Source organism: Microbulbifer maximicatervae (SeqCode) (assembly GCF_052467305.1).
On sequence record NZ_CP174306.1, the window covers coordinates 3,803,564 to 3,822,373 of the forward strand.

The 18,810-nt window shown below is 49.6% G+C and carries 12 protein-coding genes; 8 read left to right on the forward strand and 4 right to left on the reverse strand.

The features are described 5' to 3' along the window. The 3 genes from ACJJI4_RS16635 to ACJJI4_RS16645 all read right to left on the reverse strand — a co-directional run bounded on the left by ACJJI4_RS16635 (position 1) and on the right by ACJJI4_RS16645 (position 4,776). Positions 1–1,608 (reverse strand): S41 family peptidase, encoded by a 1,608-nt coding sequence (locus tag ACJJI4_RS16635; RefSeq protein WP_444925837.1) that lies wholly within the window; start codon positions 1,606–1,608, stop codon positions 1–3. A 213-nt stretch (positions 1,609–1,821) separates the two neighbouring features. Further along, complete coding sequence (gene pntB, locus ACJJI4_RS16640; RefSeq protein WP_444925838.1) at positions 1,822–3,213, reverse strand: Re/Si-specific NAD(P)(+) transhydrogenase subunit beta; 1,392 nt, start codon at positions 3,211–3,213, stop codon at positions 1,822–1,824. A gap of 15 nt (positions 3,214–3,228) precedes the next feature. Further along, positions 3,229–4,776, reverse strand: coding sequence for a Re/Si-specific NAD(P)(+) transhydrogenase subunit alpha (locus ACJJI4_RS16645; RefSeq protein ID WP_444925839.1), 1,548 nt, complete (start codon positions 4,774–4,776; stop codon positions 3,229–3,231). Between the two features lie 774 nt (positions 4,777–5,550). Here ACJJI4_RS16645 and ACJJI4_RS16650 point away from each other — a divergent pair. The 7 genes from ACJJI4_RS16650 to ACJJI4_RS16680 all read left to right on the forward strand — a co-directional run bounded on the left by ACJJI4_RS16650 (position 5,551) and on the right by ACJJI4_RS16680 (position 16,729). Further along, complete coding sequence (locus ACJJI4_RS16650; protein WP_413663235.1) at positions 5,551–6,138, forward strand: ANTAR domain-containing response regulator; 588 nt, start codon at positions 5,551–5,553, stop codon at positions 6,136–6,138. A 7-nt stretch (positions 6,139–6,145) separates the two neighbouring features. Beyond that, positions 6,146–7,210 carry a CmpA/NrtA family ABC transporter substrate-binding protein gene (locus ACJJI4_RS16655; RefSeq protein ID WP_444925840.1) on the forward strand — a complete coding sequence of 355 codons (1,065 nt, stop codon included), beginning with the start codon at positions 6,146–6,148 and terminating at the stop codon, positions 7,208–7,210. 180 nt (positions 7,211–7,390) lie between these two features. Then, complete coding sequence (locus tag ACJJI4_RS16660) at positions 7,391–8,854, forward strand: NarK family nitrate/nitrite MFS transporter (protein ID WP_444907336.1); 1,464 nt, start codon at positions 7,391–7,393, stop codon at positions 8,852–8,854. Then, entirely contained in the window at positions 8,844–10,625 is a 1,782-nt protein-coding gene (locus tag ACJJI4_RS16665; RefSeq protein WP_444925841.1) for a bifunctional protein-serine/threonine kinase/phosphatase, read from the forward strand. Before ACJJI4_RS16660 ends, ACJJI4_RS16665 begins: the two co-directional genes overlap by 11 nt. A 270-nt stretch (positions 10,626–10,895) precedes the next feature. Then, positions 10,896–13,433 carry a nitrite reductase large subunit NirB gene (gene nirB, locus ACJJI4_RS16670; RefSeq protein WP_444925842.1) on the forward strand — a complete coding sequence of 846 codons (2,538 nt, stop codon included), beginning with the start codon at positions 10,896–10,898 and terminating at the stop codon, positions 13,431–13,433. Positions 13,434–13,520: 87 nt separating this feature from the next. Beyond that, on the forward strand, positions 13,521–13,967 hold the full coding sequence (gene nirD, locus ACJJI4_RS16675) for a nitrite reductase small subunit NirD (protein WP_444925843.1): 447 nt from the start codon (positions 13,521–13,523) through the stop codon (positions 13,965–13,967). Further along, positions 13,967–16,729 carry a nitrate reductase gene (locus ACJJI4_RS16680; RefSeq protein WP_444925844.1) on the forward strand — a complete coding sequence of 921 codons (2,763 nt, stop codon included), beginning with the start codon at positions 13,967–13,969 and terminating at the stop codon, positions 16,727–16,729. The genes nirD and ACJJI4_RS16680 overlap by 1 nt, the downstream gene beginning before the upstream one ends. A gap of 68 nt (positions 16,730–16,797) precedes the next feature. Here ACJJI4_RS16680 and ACJJI4_RS16685 read toward each other — a convergent pair whose 3' ends face one another. Next, positions 16,798–17,757, reverse strand: a complete 960-nt coding sequence (locus ACJJI4_RS16685) for a LysR family transcriptional regulator (protein WP_444925845.1) — start codon at positions 17,755–17,757, stop codon at positions 16,798–16,800. Positions 17,758–18,132: 375 nt separating this feature from the next. Between ACJJI4_RS16685 and ACJJI4_RS16690 the strand changes: the two genes are divergently transcribed. Then, positions 18,133–18,735, forward strand: coding sequence for a LysE family translocator (locus ACJJI4_RS16690; RefSeq protein ID WP_444925846.1), 603 nt, complete (start codon positions 18,133–18,135; stop codon positions 18,733–18,735). Positions 18,736–18,810: the final 75 nt, after the last annotated feature.

The window sequence follows — 18,810 nt, forward strand, 5'->3', positions numbered from 1 at the left end:
TTATTTCACCATTATGCGGTTACTGCGAGAGACTTCCTTGGTCACTCGTGCATTGAAAGCGGGGGCACCCTCGCTTTCATCGGAAATGGAGAATGCGCTAACGGCAATATCTCCACATTCGCCAGTCTCAATGTAATTCAATGCAGTGGCAAAGCGCGCCTCATTCACATCGCCCAGGGAATTATCAAAGTCGTCACCGATCACACACCCAGGCAAATCAGCATCAGTACCGTAATTACCATTGGGCACAAAGCCGTCGGAGTAATCACCAAAGCCTTTTGCATTTGCACCGGAGAATTGGATAGTAAAATAGGTGGTGCCGCAGTTATCCAGCGGATAAAAACCATAGGGCTTGCCGCAGGTGGTCTCACCAATCTGAATAACCTCGATATCAATGCCGCGCAAACCATTGATAATGGCCTCACTGGCGGAGCAGGTATTTTCACTGGTTAGGACAAACAGTCGCGATAAGTTCAAAGTCGGCAATTCTTTACCGAATAAAGATTCATCAATAATACCCAGTCCAGTTGAGTAAAATGGAGTCCCATCCAGCGGCGCCCCGGTAACAGGGTTTGTTTCCGGGTGTTGATCATTAAATTGGGACATTTCAAATATTTGTCCCGCAGTAATATCACCGGCAACCATATAGGCTAATTCCGCAGCGATACTGAGATAACCTCCACCGTTATAGCGCAGATCCAGAATCAAATCGTCAACAGACTCAGATTCGAGCTGAGTAACTGCATTAATCAACTCCGCTTCCGCTGTTGCAATATGATCATTAAACAACATATAACCAACTTTGCGCCCCGAATCCGTCACTTCAGTTTTGACATATTGAACAGGATCAGATTGCACCGGCGATGCTACCAAAGTGACAGTCTCAATCGCCGAGGAACCCAAAGGTCTTATTTCAAATACGTGGGACTCTCCAGCACTCTCCGGCCACATACCGTAATTTAAGGTATCAACATCATCGCCGTAAGCCAGATCAACGCCGTCCACGCTGATAACTTCTGCACCGCGGGTGATAATATCCGGCAGATTACCACCGTTTTCCTCATCCAGATAAGCGACTACCGCTTTACGTGGCGGCTGATCGGAAAGTAGGGCCCACTGGACACCATAACCTACATACACACCAGATTCAGTTTGTGAATACCACTCATCTGACGGAACCGTATAATGGAAGCGGTCCTTCTCTCGACCGGAGGGAGTTAGAGCGAAAGTTCTTAGCTCTTCGAAATAAGCTAAAGAATCATCAAAGTCGGCTGGATTTTGGTCATCAATCTCGTCGTACCACAAGTAGAGATCATTGCTCATTGAGCGCAGCCAATTATTCTCATCTTCGCGAGTACCCGCTACTTCTGTATATTTAGAGCCCGTAGCAGGGTTAGTACCACTGCGAGGAGCAACACATCGGCTCGCATAAGTTGAGGCGGGCAGGAAATTACCTTCTTCCCAAGTACCACCAACGGCTGTCGGCACCTCAGAGCCACCACCACTAACAGAGTCAGAGGCACCTCCGCCTCCCCCGCAGGCTGCCAAGCCTAAAGCTCCCAGAGTAACAACCCCTGCTAAAGCTAGCTTACGTAGACGGATTTCCATCCCCAAACTCCTATTAACCTTTTTATTAGTAAAGATATGTAAAGCGGTGGAGCCTACCACTATTTGAAAAAGGGTTCGATAACCAAGTTTTTCATCAAAAGAAATTGCTAAACCAAAATACAGAAAGGCCTGAAGCGGCACATCACAATTTGTACCCCACCAGGCCTTTCAGTACAAAATAGGTTAATTACTATTATTAACCCGAGTCAGCAACTAATTGCCGACTTTACCCAAAACCCCCTGCAAACTATCTTTTGCATCACCGAACAGCATACGTGAGTTTTCTTTGTAAAACAGCGGGTTAGCAACTCCCGCATACCCGGAAGCCATAGAGCGTTTGAGGATAACAACCTTACCCGCCTTCCAAACTTCCAAAACCGGCATACCCGCAATAGGCGAGCCCGGTTTTTCCACAGCATCCGGGTTTACTGTGTCGTTTGCACCGATCACCAAAACCAAGTCCGTTGTGGGGAAATCCGGATTAATCTCATCCATCTCCAGGACAATATCGTAGGGGACATTGGCCTCGGCCAAGAGAACATTCATATGTCCGGGGAGACGCCCCGCTACCGGGTGAATACCAAAGCGCACTGTTTTACCTGCCTTTCTCAAGCGATCGGTCAAGTCACTAACAGCCTGCTGGGCATGGGCTACCGCCATTCCGAATCCGGGAACAATAATGATACTGTCCGCCGCATCCAGTTCATCCGCAAGCTCCTGCTGATCAATGGCAATTACTTCACCATCGACTTCCTCATCGGAAACTTCACCACCATCAGAGCCAAATCCACCGAGAATAACGCTGATAAAAGAGCGATTCATTCCCCGGCACATGATGTAACTCAGGATGGCACCGGAAGAACCCACCAGGGCGCCCACTACAATTAACAGGTCATTGCCCAGCATAAATCCGGTAGCGGCAGCGGCCCAACCGGAGTAGCTGTTCAACATGGATATAACCACCGGCATATCAGCGCCGCCAATAGCCGCCACAAGGTGAATACCTAACAGCAATGCAATTGAGGTCATTATCAGCAAGTTAATAACCGTACCCGCATGCACATCTGCCGGTACAAACAACACACCCAGAACAATACAGGCCAAAATGGCAATCAAGTTAAGCCAGTGCCGGGCCGGTAGCATTAATGGTTTCCCGGAAACCAATCCCTGCAACTTACAAAAAGCAACCAAAGAACCGGTCAGGGTAATTGCCCCAATAAATACACCCAGGTATATCTCAGTGCTGTGGACAACATGAGCAGCCCCGTGTAACTCCACAACCGGATCGAGGAAACCGCCCCAACCAATTAATACCGCAGCCAAGCCGACGAAGCTATGTAGCAAAGCCACCATTTGTGGCATTTGAGTCATAGCCACACGCTTGGCCAGAGCCAAACCAATCACCGCACCGACGATCATGGCGATAGCGACCATCCAGTAAGCCCCGGCGGCCACTCCAGCAATAGTGGCGATAATGGCAACTGCCATTCCCACCATGCCGTAAATATTTCCCCTGCGCGCAGTTTCGTGACTGGATAAACCTCCCAGGCTCAAGATAAACATCACTGCGGAGAAGAGATAAGCCATTGCAATCATACCGTTCATCACTCTCTCCCCCCCTTACCGGCGAAACATTTTCAGCATACGGTAGGTCACAAAGAAACCACCGAATATATTAATACTGGCCACCAATACGCCAATGAAAGCAAGCAGGCTCACCAAACCCGAATTGGCAATCCCAAGCTGTACTAATGCACCAACAACCACAATGCCGGAAATTGCATTAGTAACACTCATTAGCGGAGTGTGTAGCGCATGGGTAACATTCCAAATCACTTGCCAGCCAACAAATATTGCCAGGACAAATACGGTAAAGTGCGAGACGAAATCAGGAGGTGCCACACGCCCCAACCACAACAATAAGATTGCCGCAATCGCCCAAAATGCAAAAATAGATACGGGAGATTTTCGTTTCTCAGCTTTCTCCTCAACAATTTTCACTTCTTCAGTAGCTTTCGCCGATGGCTTGGGTTGAGCAGAAATTTTTGGTGCGGGTGGAGGCCAGGTAATCTCACCGGATTTAACTACTGTGGCTCCACGAATCACTTCATCATCAAAATTGAGATTAATCTCACCATCTTTCTCTGGAGTCAGCTCCCCAAGCAGGTGAGCAAGGTTGGTTGAATACAGGCGCGAGGATTGTGCCGCTGCTCGACTGGGAAGATTGGTATAACCAAGAATAGTGACGCCGTTCTGCTCCACTTTTTCATGGGGCACTGTATAGTCACAGTTACCGCCCATTTCTGCCGCTAAATCCACAACGACAGAACCCTTAGGCATACTGTCAACCATATCAGCAAGCCATAATTTCGGAGCGGGTTTTCCCGGAATTAGGGCAGTAGTGATCACAATATCCACTTCTTTGGCCTGCTCGCGGAACAGCGCCATTTCAGCTTCGATAAATTCCTTGGACATCTCCTTGGCATAACCACCGGAGCCCGAGCCTTCTTCTTCAATTTCTACGGTAAGGAATTCAGCTCCCATGGATTCCACTTGCTCTCGCACTTCAGCACGGGTATCAAAGGCCCGCACTATGGCGCCCATACTTTTTGCCGTCCCTATCGCTGAGAGCCCCGCTACACCAGCGCCAATAACGAGTACTTTTGCCGGGGGAATTTTTCCTGCAGCTGTGATCTGCCCGGTAAAGAAGCGACCGAAATTATGGGCAGCCTCCACAACCGCACGATAGCCGGCAATGTTTGCCATGGAGCTGAGCGCATCCATTTTTTGCGCGCGGGAAATTCTTGGAATCGACTCGACCGCTAGCGCATTGATATCGCGTTCGGCGAGCTTCTGTAGGAATTCGGCATTTTGTGCCGGCTTCAGAAAGGCGATCAGCGTAGCCCCTTTGGGAATCAGGGCCAACTCTTGATCAGTTGGTGCTTGTACTTTTAATACTATGCTCGCATCAGCCAGGCACTGTTGCATATCCTCACGGATTTCTGCACCGGCTTCAGCATAAGCTTCATCAGTAAAACTGGCCCTATTACCAGCCCCCTTCTCCACCGCAACGGAAAAACCCAAATCGCGTAATCGTCTTACGCTATCGGGAGTTGCTGCAACACGTGCTTCTCCCTCTGCGGTCTCTCTAGGTATGGCTATAATCACCGCCGTGCCCCTCTTAGTTGATTTTATGAACTTACAGCTACATCTACCTCAAAAAGTATTGGATTGCCCAATTTATAAACAGATCGAGTGTAAACGTCGTCAAAGGGGATGAAAAGAGGGATAACCTGATAGCCGTAATTGGTGAAATTTATAAGACTATATATCCTGAAATGGCTATATAGACCTGAGAGAAATAAGTAAGAATCAGTCTCGCTCGAAACCTTTTTCCCTGAAGCCAAATTGCTACTTGCTCGTCCAAAATATATAAACTTCCCTTTTTGAATGGCCTTACCGCTCAATTCACTATGAATTTTCAATCCAAAAAAATCCCCACAGCGGAGCGAGCACCTACAAACAAACAGAAAGCTACAAAAATTTAGGTATTACCGACTATTTTTAATACCCACAAATAGATCACCAAACACATCATGCTAGCGGAATATTATCGACAAAGACAGTTATCACATTACATCTATAATAAAAAATAACGCGCCATATGACAGTCTATTCACGCAAACCATAATTGTGCAGATGATTTTGCCTTCATAGTACCAAGTCACACTTTTCCGCCTTAAAAATATGCACTGGCCCCCTACTTGTGCAAAAAAAACAATATCCGCAGAATGTCGCACCAGGAAAAAGCAATAACACCAGATTTATCTCATGGAATTAGAGACATACACCCACTCCCCCACTCCTGCGTATTTGGCACAACTATTGATTAAAAGTTGGTAAAGCCCAATAAAAATTATTAGATGAGTGCCGCAGTAAATTGTGACTAATCCAAGCCCTGGAATCATGCTGGTCGATGACAATCCCGAGCGAGCTCACTTGGTTTGTGAGCGATTACGTGCTGCTGGCTACAGTATTCTTGCCCAGATCAACAGTGCTGAGGGACTTCTTTTCCAGGTGGAAAAATACCGTCCGGATATTGTGTTGATAGATATCGAATCCCCAGACAGGGATATCCTGGAAAGCCTGGCCATAGTTAATCGTGAGGCGCCGACTCCGGTGGCCATGTTTTCAAGTAGCGGCAACGCAGACTTCATTAGCCGCGCAGTCGACTCCGGGGTAAGCGCTTATATGGCCGAGGGAATGACCCCTGAGCGCGTGGCACCAGCGATAGAAATCGCTATGGCACAATTTAAACATTTCCAGCAATTGCGTCAGTCTCTCGAGCGTACCCAGCAGCAACTCACAGAGCGAAAAGCTATCGAGCGGGCCAAAGGGCTATTAATGGCCAAGAAGAACCTCAGTGAAGAGGATGCCCATAAGACCTTGCGCAATCTCGCGATGAACAGCAACTCAACCATCCATACAGTTGCCGAGCAAGTTATCCAATATTTTCAGAAAGAGCATTAGAGTACCGATGTCAGCCCTTCTGTGCCCGGAAAAAAAGACCATCAAACTGCTTTACCTGCGCCTGACCGACAGCGCACCGCTGATTGTCGCCAAGGAACTAGGCTACTTCCAAGAATATGGATTAAAAGTACAGCTGCAAAAAGAAACAAGCTGGGCCACCCTGCGAGACAAGTTAATTGCGCGCAAGGCAGATGCTGCAGCAATGCTCGCTCCTATGCCCCTGACACTGGAACAAGCTTTGCCCAATTGCCGCGAACGGTTATTGAGTGGGTTAATTCTCAGCTGCAACGGTAACGCTATTACCCTTTCCGCAGAATTATTTGAACGCCTGCAAAATTACTGCGAAGGTGACTCTCAAAGTGATATCGCCTTGGCACTTAAGCGCTATCTGCACGGCAATAAACACCCTCCTACTGTCAGACTCGCCACAGTTTATCCATTTTCAAGCCATAGCTTGCAATTAAGGTACTGGTTGCGCTCCGTCGATATCGACCCGGATCGGGATATAAAACTGGTGGTATTACCGCCTGAACAAATGCTGGAAAACCTCCACAGTGGCGTTATCGATGGCTATTGTGTAGGCGAACCCTGGAACTCCCTGGCCGCCCACAAAGGGTCCGGAGTGGTCATTGCAGCCTGTAATACACTGCTGCCAGCTATGCCGGAAAAAGTGCTGACAGTCACTGAAAGCTGGCACCAAGCCAACCCTGCAACCCACTTGGCCCTAAGGGCCGCTCTTCTCAAAGCCTGCACTTGGCTTGCCGCACGCGCAAACAGAGCCGAAGCTGCCAAGCTCTTGTCCCTGGGGCAATACCTCAACCTGCCTGAGGATCTGATTCAACGCTCTCTCAATGACCAGATTCTCTACCACCGAGACCGGGAAATCCTCGCCAATCCCGGCTGGCACCTCTTTGCCCATATTGATAACGACTGTGGGCGTCCAACTCAGGAAAAAGCACGGCAGCTACTGGAGATGTATTCAGATCTGGGGAGCTCGACACTTCGTGCAGCAGAAGCCTATCGTCCAGACCTCTACCGGCAAACGGTGGATTTCCTGCTCGCAAAAAAATAGTGGCACATTAATTGAATGGAAATAATTCGATGATGCAATTGCCTTCCCTCAGGCGCATCAGCGCGGTGAAGCGGTTGTTCGCCGAATATAACGGGCAACGAAGTCCATCGTCTGCAGTCAAGCGGCTGCAGCTTTGGGCTTTTTTTGTGCCTGCGGAATTAGCAAACAAAGGAAATGCGCATGTCCAGTGACTCACTCAATCTATTCTCGTTCCGCGGGAAGATAAAAGTGCTCCACCTAACCTGGGTGGCTTTCTTTATCACTTTCTTTGCCTGGTTTAACCACGCACCATTGTTAATGGCAATTGCGAAAAGCCTTTCATTAACACCAGACCAGGTCAAAACCCTACTTATTTTAAATGTGGCCCTGACAATTCCCGCGCGTATTGTGATAGGGATGCTCACTGATAAATATGGCCCCAGACTCACCTATTCGCTATTACTGGCAATCGGCAGTGTGCCTTGCTTTATTTTTGCCCTGGCAGACAATTTTGTGCAGGCAGCCATTGGCCGATTCCTTTTGGGCTTTATTGGTGCAGGTTTTGTCGTAGGTATCCGCATGGTATCCGAATGGTTCCCGGCTCGACAGCTGGGTACCGCAGAGGGTATTTACGGGGGATGGGGAAATTTTGGCTCAGCTGCAGCAGCCATGTCCCTGCCCACTATCGCCCTGTTTTTTGGCGGTGACGACGGCTGGCGCTATGCCATTGGCCTCACCGGCGCAATCGCACTGGTTTACAGCGTAGTTTATTACTTCTCTGTGACTGATACGCCCAAGGGATCAACCTATTTCAAACCCAAAAAAATTGGCGCTATGGAAGTCACCAGCCCCGGGGATTTTATCCTGCTTCTAGTGATGAAAGTGCCCATGTATGCGGCACTGGCTCTGCTAACCTGGAAATTATCCAGCGGCGTTGCATTAATATCCAACCTTACCGCCAACCTGATCTATGCAGGCCTGGTACTACTGTACCTTCTGGACGCGTATAAAACCTACAGTATTAACCGCGAAGTGCTCAGCAACCCACCCGCACCGGTACACCGCTATAAGTTTAAGCAAGTAGCTGTTTTGAACCTGCTCTACTTCGCGACTTTCGGTTCCGAATTGGCTGTGGTTTCTATGCTGCCCTTATTCTTCTCCGAGACCTTTACACTAGACCCGGTAAAAGCTGGCTTGCTGGCCTCCGCCTATGCCTTTATGAACCTCATGTCACGCCCTGCCGGCGGATTGATTAGCGACCGCTGGGGCCGCAAACCTACCCTGCTGATCCTCACCGCTGGCCTGGCTCTGGGTTACTTCACTATGAGCATGATCGATGCCGAGTGGCCCCTGTACCTGGCGGTCGCCGCTGCCATGGCCTGTTCCTTCTTTGTGCAAGCTGGTGAAGGCGCTGTATTCGCAGTGGTGCCCTTGATCAAACGCCGCCTAACCGGGCAGATTGCCGGCATGACTGGCGCCTACGGCAATGTCGGAGCCGTTTTCTATCTCACCGTTCTCAGCATGGTGTCTTACCAGACCTTTTTCCTGGTAATCTGCGCTACCGCATTGCTCGGCTTTGCCGCCCTGCTTCTACTGGAAGAACCGGAGGGACAAATGGCAGAAGTACACCCCGATGGCAGCGTATCCATGATCGATGTTGCCTAATAACGATCTACCCACTGCAGCGAGCACCAAAGAATCCGGGCTCGCTGCCAGTGACAGTTCGCAGGGCAATAAAGAAGATGCCCTGCAACTGTTCACTGCCTCCTGCACCGGACTTCGCCAACACAATGACGACGCCTGCGCAGTGCGGCTTCCCGAAGGCGCTGAATTACAGCGCCACGGCAGCCTTGCCGCAGTAGCCGACGGTGTTGCCAATGCAGAAGCCGGCGGTGAAGCAGCCCGCGCTGCCATCAATGGATTCTTTTCCGATTATTACAGCACCCCGCAAACCTGGTCGACAAAGCACGCTGTTGCGCGGGTTTTGCACTCGCTCAATAGCTGGCTGTTTCGACAAAGTGGTGGAAGTGCCGAAATTAAACGAGGTTGGTTGACCACTTTTTCTGCCGTTATTTTCAAAGGCACCAGCGCACATCTGGTCCACATCGGCGATTCCCGGATCTACCGGCTCCGCGACAGGAAATTAGAGTGCCTGAGTAGCGATCACAGCCACAGCCTTGGACCTGGACGCACGTTTTTGAGTCGCGCCCTGGGAATGGATGCCCATATTGAGGTGGACTACCGCTGTGAGGAATTACAGCCCGGGGATATATTCCTGGTGAGTAGCGATGGTATTCACGATTTTCTGCCTGAGACGGAGATGATTGAGCGATTGCTTAACTTTTCCAGCTCAACACCACAAGGGCTTATTGATGCTGCTCTGAAAGCGGGCTCCACCGATAACCTGACTGCTGTCACTTGCCGAGTAAATTATGTAGGGCTGCCCCAGTGCGATGAATTGGCCATGCGCAATCGCGAACTCCCGTTCGCACCTGATCTGTGCCCAGGCCAAAAGCTCGACAACTTCCTTGTTTTACAGGAATTACATGCCAGCAGTCGCAGCCATCTCTATCTTGCCCGGGACCTCAATACCGAAGCATTGCGAGTGATAAAAACTCCCTCGGTTAATTTCTGTGATGACCCCCACTACATCGAACGATTTGTTGCTGAGGAGTGGACCGGGCGACGAATCTCCCACCCAGGAATTATTAGGGTTTTCGCTCCGACCTCTGAAAGGCACTGCCTCTATCATATTCTCGAATACATCGAAGGACAGACTTTACGTCAGTGGATGCAATTACATCCACAACCTCAAATTCCCCAAGTGCGGGAGCTAATGGGACAACTGGTTAGTGCGTTGCGAAGTTTACAGCGGTTGGAGATCGTTCACGGCGATCTCAAGCCGGAGAATATTATGATGCGCAATGACGGGCGCTTGGTAATCATTGATCTCGGTGGTGCCGATGGCCCAGGGCTCCGAGAGCAATTACATCTCTCTGGTGAAACTGCACCCGGTAGTAAAAATTACGCAGCCCCGGAATTCTTTTTTGGGGATAGCGCCAGCCATCGATCAGACATCTTTTCCCTGGGAGTCATTGCTTATGAGTTGCTCACGGGCAAATATCCCTATCCCGAGCGCTTTGGCAGCTACCACTACCGTTTAAAGAGCTATAGCCAAATGCGCTTTACTCGCGCATCCGCACACCGCAAAGATATTCCCTACTGGATTGATAGCGCCCTACAAAAGGCTTGTGCTCCTGATCCTAAAAAGCGCTACAACGCATTGTCAGAATTTATCCAGGATCTGCAATCTCCCAGCCCAGATTTTAAAGCCCCCCAAAGCCGCCCCCTGCTAGAAAGAAATCCGGTTCTTGTCTGGCAGCTACTAACTTTAATTCTACTGCTCTCTCATCTGCTCTACTTCTTTTGGCGCTAATACATAAGATTTGAATAAGCACATTTACAGCGCAGAAAATTAATTAAATGCACCACTTTGTCGCAAAAATTGTGGACAATCAGGCCAAACCCCCTTTATTACTAAAAATAAAATTGGCATAGAGATTGAATGTATTTAATTACCAACAATTTATCCCCCCATTACGAGGCAACGGCGCCTGTACTCTTCGGCAGAAGAGGAGACGCCCTTGCCATTTCAGATGGGCCCTCTTCCTGCCGAGTAAAACGAATTGAGACGGCAGGATTGTAAATGAAGGCAAATGTTAAACCTCAAAAGCTGATTGTGATTGGCAACGGTATGGTCGGGCACCATTTCCTGGAACAGCTCGCCAACCATCAACATGCCAACCAGTTTGATATCACCATATTCTGTGCAGAGCCCCGTCCCGCTTATGACCGGGTCCACCTTTCCGAATACTTTGCCGGGCGCACAGCTGAAGACCTGTCCATGGGAGACCTGGAGCAGTATCAGCAGTGGGGTTTTAATATCCTGCTCAATGACAAGGTGGTGCAAATTGATCGAGACAATAAAACAATTACTGCGGCAAGTGGAGCCTGCCACTCTTACGATCAATTAATACTCGCCACTGGCTCCTACCCATTTGTCCCACCAATACCCGGACACCAACACCCGAGCTGCTTTGTATATCGAACCCTGGAAGATCTCGACTCCATTCGCTCGATTGCCGCCAACGCAAAAAGTGGTGTAGTTGTCGGTGGTGGCCTACTGGGCCTGGAAGCCGCCAATGCCCTGAGAGCCCTGGGACTTGAAGCCCACGTTGTCGAGTTCGCCCCAGGCCTTATGGCCACTCAACTGGATGAAGGTGGTTCAGCCCTATTAAGAACAAAAATTGAAGCACTCGGGGTTCAGGTACACACCAGTACCGCCACGGAATTGATTGAAGAAGTAGACGGCCGCCTGCGTATGCAGTTCAAGGGAGATAAAGAACTGCTTACCGATATGATTGTTTTCTCCGCAGGCATTCGCCCCCAGGATGAACTGGCAAAATCCAGCGGGCTGGAAGTTGGCGAACGCGGCGGGATCATAATTGACAGCAACTGCCGTACTTCAGACCCGAATATTTTCGCTATCGGCGAATGCGCGCTTTACGATCAGAAAATTTTTGGCCTGGTCGCTCCCGGTTACAGCATGGCGCGTACTGCTGTCGCTCAACTGACCGGTGGAGAGGAAAGCTTTAACGGTGCTGACATGAGCACCAAACTGAAACTCCTGGGCGTACAGGTCGGTTCTATTGGCGACGCCCATGGTCGCACCGACGGCGCTGCCGCTATTACTTTTGTAGACGAGCAGAGCGGCGTTTACAAACGTATGATCACCGATAGCGAGGGAAAAAAGCTCCTGGGCGCGGTAATGGTAGGAGATACGGATGACTACGATACCCTGCTGCAATATCACCTCAACGATATTGATCTGCCCGAACACCCGGAACAATTAATTTTACCGGCAACCGATGGCGCCGCTCCCGGGCTGGGTGCTGCTGCACTTCCCGCTTCGGCTACCGTGTGTTCCTGCCACAATGTAAGCAAAGGCCAAATTATCGACGCCGTTGCCGGAGGCTGCCACTCACTGGCTGATGTTAAGGATGCAACAAAAGCATCTACAGGTTGCGGTGGTTGCGCTGGGCTACTGAAAAATATTGTCGATGAAGAGCTAGCGGCGCTCGGCATGGAAGTGAACAATCACTTATGTGTGCACTTCCCCTTTTCCCGCCAGGAGTTATTCCACATTATCCAGGTGGAAGAAATTAAAACCTTTAGTGAATTATTAAGCAAACACGGTTCAGGGCGCGGCTGTGAAATTTGTAAACCTGCGGCCGCATCCATATTTGCCTCCCTGTGGAATGAACATATTCTGGAGCAGACTCACGTCGGCTTACAGGACACCAACGATACTTTTATGGCGAATATGCAGAAAAACGGTAGCTATTCTGTAGTTCCGCGTATTCCCGGCGGCGAGATCACACCGGAAAAATTAATAGTGATCGGTGAAGTGGCCAAACGCTACAATCTCTATACCAAAATTACCGGTGGCCAGCGTATCGACTTGTTTGGCGCGCGCCTGGAACAGCTACCGGAAATTTGGCGAGAGCTGATTGATGCCGGATTTGAAACCGGCCATGCCTACGGCAAATCCCTGCGCACAGTTAAGTCTTGTGTTGGCAGCACCTGGTGCCGCTTTGGGGTTCAGGACAGTGTTTCAATGGCCCTTCACGTAGAAAACCGTTACAAGGGACTGCGCTCTCCACACAAAATAAAAATGGCTGTTTCCGGCTGTACCCGTGAATGCGCTGAGGCTCAAAGCAAAGATGTCGGGGTTATCGCCACTGAAAAAGGTTGGAATCTATTTGTTTGTGGCAACGGCGGCATGCGCCCCCGCCATGCAGATTTGTTCGCCACCGACCTGGATGACGAAACTCTTATCCGTTATATCGACCGTTTCCTGATGTTCTATGTGCGCACCGCCGATAAATTACAGCGTACATCTGTGTGGCTGGAAAATCTTGACGGCGGCCTGGATTACCTGCGCGAAGTCATTATCGATGACAAGCTGGGGATTTGTGCTGAGCTTGAAGCCCAGATGGCCCGAGTAGTAGACACCTACCAGTGCGAATGGAAAACAGCCATTAACGATCCGGAAAAACTCAAGCGCTTCCGTCAATTCGTCAATAGCAACGAAACCGATGAAAAGATTGTTTTCGTTAAGGAGCGTGGACAACCGCGTCCGGCAACCACTGGCGAGCTAATGGAAACAGCCGAATCCGCCTAACGCTTCACCCGGCGGCGCAAGCCGTCGGTTATACCTTTATTAATAAATTGCTTTTGAATCCTTTCCATCCATTGTGAGGAAATTATTATGAGCCTGTCTGCCCTGCAAGAAACTCCCTCAAATTCAGTTGCCATAACCCACCCCCAATGGTCTCCAATCTGTCAGCGATCAGATTTGGTCACCAACTCTGGGGTATGTGCGCTTTGGGGCGATACCTCCATATACCCAATGGAGGCTTTGAATACAGTGACTAAAACTGTCTATCAAAGAAGCATCGCCCTGTTTTTTTTACCCGACCAGGAACAACAGCTTTATGCCGTTGACAACTGGGACCCAATCGCACAAGCTGGTGTGATTGCAAGAGGAATTATTGCGGAACTGGAAGGGGAATTAACCATTGCTTCCCCTCTGTATAAAAACCATTTCCGCCTTAGCGATGGAGTCTGCATGGAAGACAGCGATATCAAGCTTGCCACCTACCCACTGGCATTTAGTGGGGACACGGTTTACATCGGCAACAATAAGCTACAGTAATGGCAGTACAGGAATTTCTGAGCGCGCACCGCTCCTGCACTACCTGCCCCTATTGTGGTGTCGGTTGTGGGGTTTCGGTTAACAGGGAAGAGCGCGCAAATACTACAGCGATTACTGTTAGTGGCGATTCCCAGCACCCTTCAAATTTCGGCAAATTGTGCGTTAAAGGTTCTGCGCTCGGCGAAACGCTGGGCGAACACGGCCGTCTCCTGCACCCTCGCCTACACGGAAAAGGTTGTGACTGGGATACCGCACTGTCTTATATGGCCGATGCCTTTAAGCAGACAATTCACGACCATGGCCCTGACTCGGTAGCTTTTTATCTGTCCGGTCAGCTTCTCACCGAAGACTACTATGTAGCCAACAAGTTAATGAAGGGATTTATTGGCTCTGCCAATATTGATACCAATTCCCGACTTTGTATGGCCTCTGCGGTGGTGGGATATAAACGCGCATTTGGTGCCGATGCGGTACCCTGTTCCTATGAGGATCTGGAACAGGCTGAACTTATCGTGCTTATCGGTTCCAATGCAGCCTGGACACATCCGATCTTATTCCAGCGAATGCAGGCAGGTGCTGCAAAGCTTGTCGTTATCGACCCCCGTGGCAGCGCTACCAGTGAAATGGCAGATCTGCACCTGGCAATTAAACCCGGCACTGATGCGGCACTATTCAATGGACTTCTGCGTTTTCTCAGCCGGCACTATTATCTAGATACCGACTACATAAAAAATCATACACAGGGATTTGCCGATACCTTAGCTGCGGCTCAAGACTGGTCACCAGAATTAACTGCGGCCACCTGTGGCATATCTATCGAAAAACTATTGGAATTTTTTCAGGCATTTGCAGCAACAGAAAAGACCATTAGTTTTTATTCCATGGGAATCAATCAGTCCAGCAGCGGCACTGATAAAAACAACGCAATCATAAACTGCCATTTAGCCACCGGACGCGTGGGCAAAATTGGTGCAGGACCATTTTCTATTACCGGCCAACCCAACGCGATGGGTGGACGCGAGGTAGGCGGACTTGCCAATACCCTCGCCGCGCATATGGAGTTTAACGAGCAGGATATTGACCGGGTATCACGATTCTGGAATTCCGATCAAATTGCTACCAAGCCGGGAATGAAGGCTGTGGATATGTTCCGCGCGGTAGAAAGCGGAAAAATTAAAGCCATTTGGATTATGGCTACCAACCCCGCCGTCAGTATGCCCGAAGCCGATAGAGTCAAAGCCGCACTACAGAAATGCCCGTTGGTTATTGTCTCCGACTGCATTGCCAATACCGATACCGCTCGCTGTGCCGATTTGCTACTTCCCGCAACGGGCTGGGGAGAAAAAAACGGCACTGTCACCAATGCAGAACGACGTATCTCTCGGCAACGTGGATTTTTATCCCCAGCGGGAGAAGCTCGCCACGACTGGCAAGCCCTGTGCGGACTGGCCCAGCATCTGGGTTATGGAGATCAGTTTAATTATTCACACCCCGCCGATATTTTTCGTGAGCACGCCCAGCTTTCCGGCTTCGAAAACCACGGCTCCAGGGCTTTTGATATCTCCGCACTCGCCAATATCAATCGCAGTGAATACGATGCACTGGCCCCGGTACAGTGGCCGGTCAACCAGGAGCATCCAGCCGGGTGCAAACGCTTATTCACCAGTGGACAGTTTTTTACCCCGGACAAGCGTGCTCGCTTTATCCCCATAGCGCCGCAGCCTCCGGAACAGCAGATCAGTGGCGAGTATCCTATATGGCTCAATACCGGCCGTATGCGCGACCAGTGGCATACCATGACCCGAACCGGGCGGGTAAGAAAATTACTCGATCACAGCGAACTGCCGGAAATACAAATAAACCCCAAGGATGCCGCTCGCTTCCAGGTTAAAGATGGGGAATTAGTTCGGTTAAACAGCGCCTCATCTAAAATGGTCGGCCGCGCCGCTCTCAACGGCGGGCAAAAAAGAGGGGAGATCTTTGCCCCCATTCACTGGAGTGAAACCTTCTCACAGGATTCCAAGCCCAGTGCCCTGGCGGACTCCAGTATTGATCCCTATTCCGGTCAACCTGAATTCAAACAGGTTCCCGTCAATGTCAGTCCCCTGGCAGCTGAATACTTTGCCACAATGATCTGTGCCGAAGAGACTGCCGATAGAGTATGGGATTGGTTACAGCAGTCCAACGACAGCAGTATCCTGCACTGGTATCGAGTCCCCTTGGAAAATGGCTTTCGCTATGAAATTGCCGCGAACCAACTTATCCACGGGCGGGATCTGGCATCCAAGATAATGAACGACCAGCCCCAATTGTTCTGGCAGGAATTGGTTACCCCTAAAAGTCAGCGCTGGATCGCCTACGATAATAGCTTAAAGCTGCTGATTTTCTCTGGTAGAAACTGGCACCAATTACCCAGCCGACAGCACCTGGAAAACTACCTGGCCACTCCCCTGCCTGAATCACCGGGGCAACTGCTTCATCCCATAAAGCCCGGTGTGAAGATGATTTGTACCTGCCTCCAGGTTTCCCGGCCACAGATAGAGGAGGCCATCGCCCAAGGCATTAACACCGTCGAAGCACTGGGAGAAACCCTTGGCTGCGGTACCAGCTGCGGTTCCTGCAAACCAGAAATTTCCAGCATTATTCGCACAGTTAACGCCTCTGAAGACACATCCATGGAGTCAACTCCGGTAAAGCAAGATCCGGTAGAAATAAGCAGTAATGCCCGAATAAATATGGTTCAGGAATTTATTCCGCAGTAAGGTTTTAAATTCCCCCATGAATAAAAGAACCTCTGCCCGCAAGTGACCAACCTTGACGGCAGAGGCCTCTACCGAGCTATTGAGAACCTTCCGGGACAATCAACCGCTTCTGCAGCTAGCTTTTGCGTTAAATCGCGAGGATGGCAGGCAGCAAGCTGGGTATCACTATCGGCCAAATAATCAATCAGTTTCTGTATAGGACCTTCGGAGACTCCGTTTGAAGGTCTAACTGCATAGGCGGGTAAATTCGGAAGCTGCCAGTCTGGCAATAATTCTTGTACATCATCCTGTGCACTTATTAGAAATCTAGGTGGCGCCGATAGTCCCAGGCCGCAGCTCGTTAATCGATAAGCCGCTTCAACACTGTCGACAGTCGCTACCGGAGCGTAGCTAACTTCATATTCGCCCTGCTGCCGATGCAGAAATCGCCGGTGATTGGGCCGCATTTTCAGCCCAATCCAGGGCCAAACTGCAAGGTCGCGAGGATGACTCGGAAAACCATAACGATCCAGCATATCGCCACTGGCAATTAACACCCGCTCTAGTTCAAATATCTTACGCGCTTTCAAATTGCTGTCAGGCATATTACCCAGACGAATTGCCAAGTCGAAACCACCGCCAATTACATCCTCGTGCTGGTCGCTGCATTGAATTTGTAAATGAATACCCAGATCCCGCCGGACAAAGCCCACTATTTTGCTCAGCAAGCGGCTGTGGATCAAAACGGCGGGGATTGCAATTTTAAGCCGACTGATACTGCGTTCCTCTCGCGCTTTGTATTCTCCGAGACCATCGGCGTACAAATCCAATATCTTCTGTGCCGTTTTATAAATCTTTTCCCCATCTTCGGTCAGGGGCAACTTGCGGGTATTGCGATACAAGAGTGCAACGCCAAGACTTTCCTCCAACCTCGCCACATAGGAACTAACGCTGGCGACAGAAATATCCAGTTCCGAAGAAGCGCCTCTAAAAGAGCCGCTTTCCACAACCTTGGCAAACACCAGTAAATAGCGAATATCCTTTAGCACAATAGCAACTCCCTATGAATTCTCTAAAGGTACTTCTGGGTCAACAGGAAAGGATACACCGCTCTCGCGAAGATCTGTGAATATATTGTTGTTAGCGCCTAATCGGCATCCAGTCTCATGCAGCACACTCGTCCATACTTACTATTGGGGTGGAAGGAAAGAATACACCGCACTCGAGACACGCAGTAAATACATCCCTGTAAGCTCCTAATCGGCATCCATGCCTCATAGGGTCCCGAGCGCAGTGTATTCTTTCCTTCTCCCTTTTTAGTAAGTAAATTTTTATAAACAATATATTTCAGTTTTAAGTATCTAATCATTTTCCTACCAGGCCATTAAAGTCTCCAAACAATTGATAACTGCCAGGAGCAGCGAATGTCACTACTTCTTGCTATGTTTGGGTTTTCCCTGGCTATGTCCATTACACCGGGGCCGGTGAATATGGTTATCATTTCCTCTGGGGTGAATTATGGATTTATCCGCACTTTGCCCTTTGTATCAGGAGCCACAATAGGCTTTACACTGTTACTTGCAGCTATAGGCCTTGGGCTCTATCAGGTAATAGAAATTTATCCCCAGTTACTACGATATGTTGCGATACCAGGATCAATTTTTGTGGCCTATATCGGCTACCAAACAGCGGTTGCACCTACTGATCATGCGGGTATTGAGCGGATTCAGGAGCCACGTTTCTATCAAGGATTTTTATTGCAATGGCTTAACCCAAAGGCCTGGATCGCCTGCCTTTCTGGAGTGGCTATTTTCTCCAGCAGCGATAACCACAGCAATTTACTCTCATTCACCCTGATTTACTTTCTGGTTTGCTACATCTCATTAAGTATTTGGGCTATTGCCGGGGATCGGGCTCGCTTACTATTAGAGAGTCAATACCGGCGCAAAATATTTAACAGATCCATGGGGAGCCTTCTGATTATTTGCGCTACCTACCTTCTCTACAGCCAGGCTTTTACAGATTAACTAAAAAATCTCTAACATTTAATTCACTCGACAACTACCTTGGGGTCCACCTAGTCTTAGTAAAAACTAAGCTTG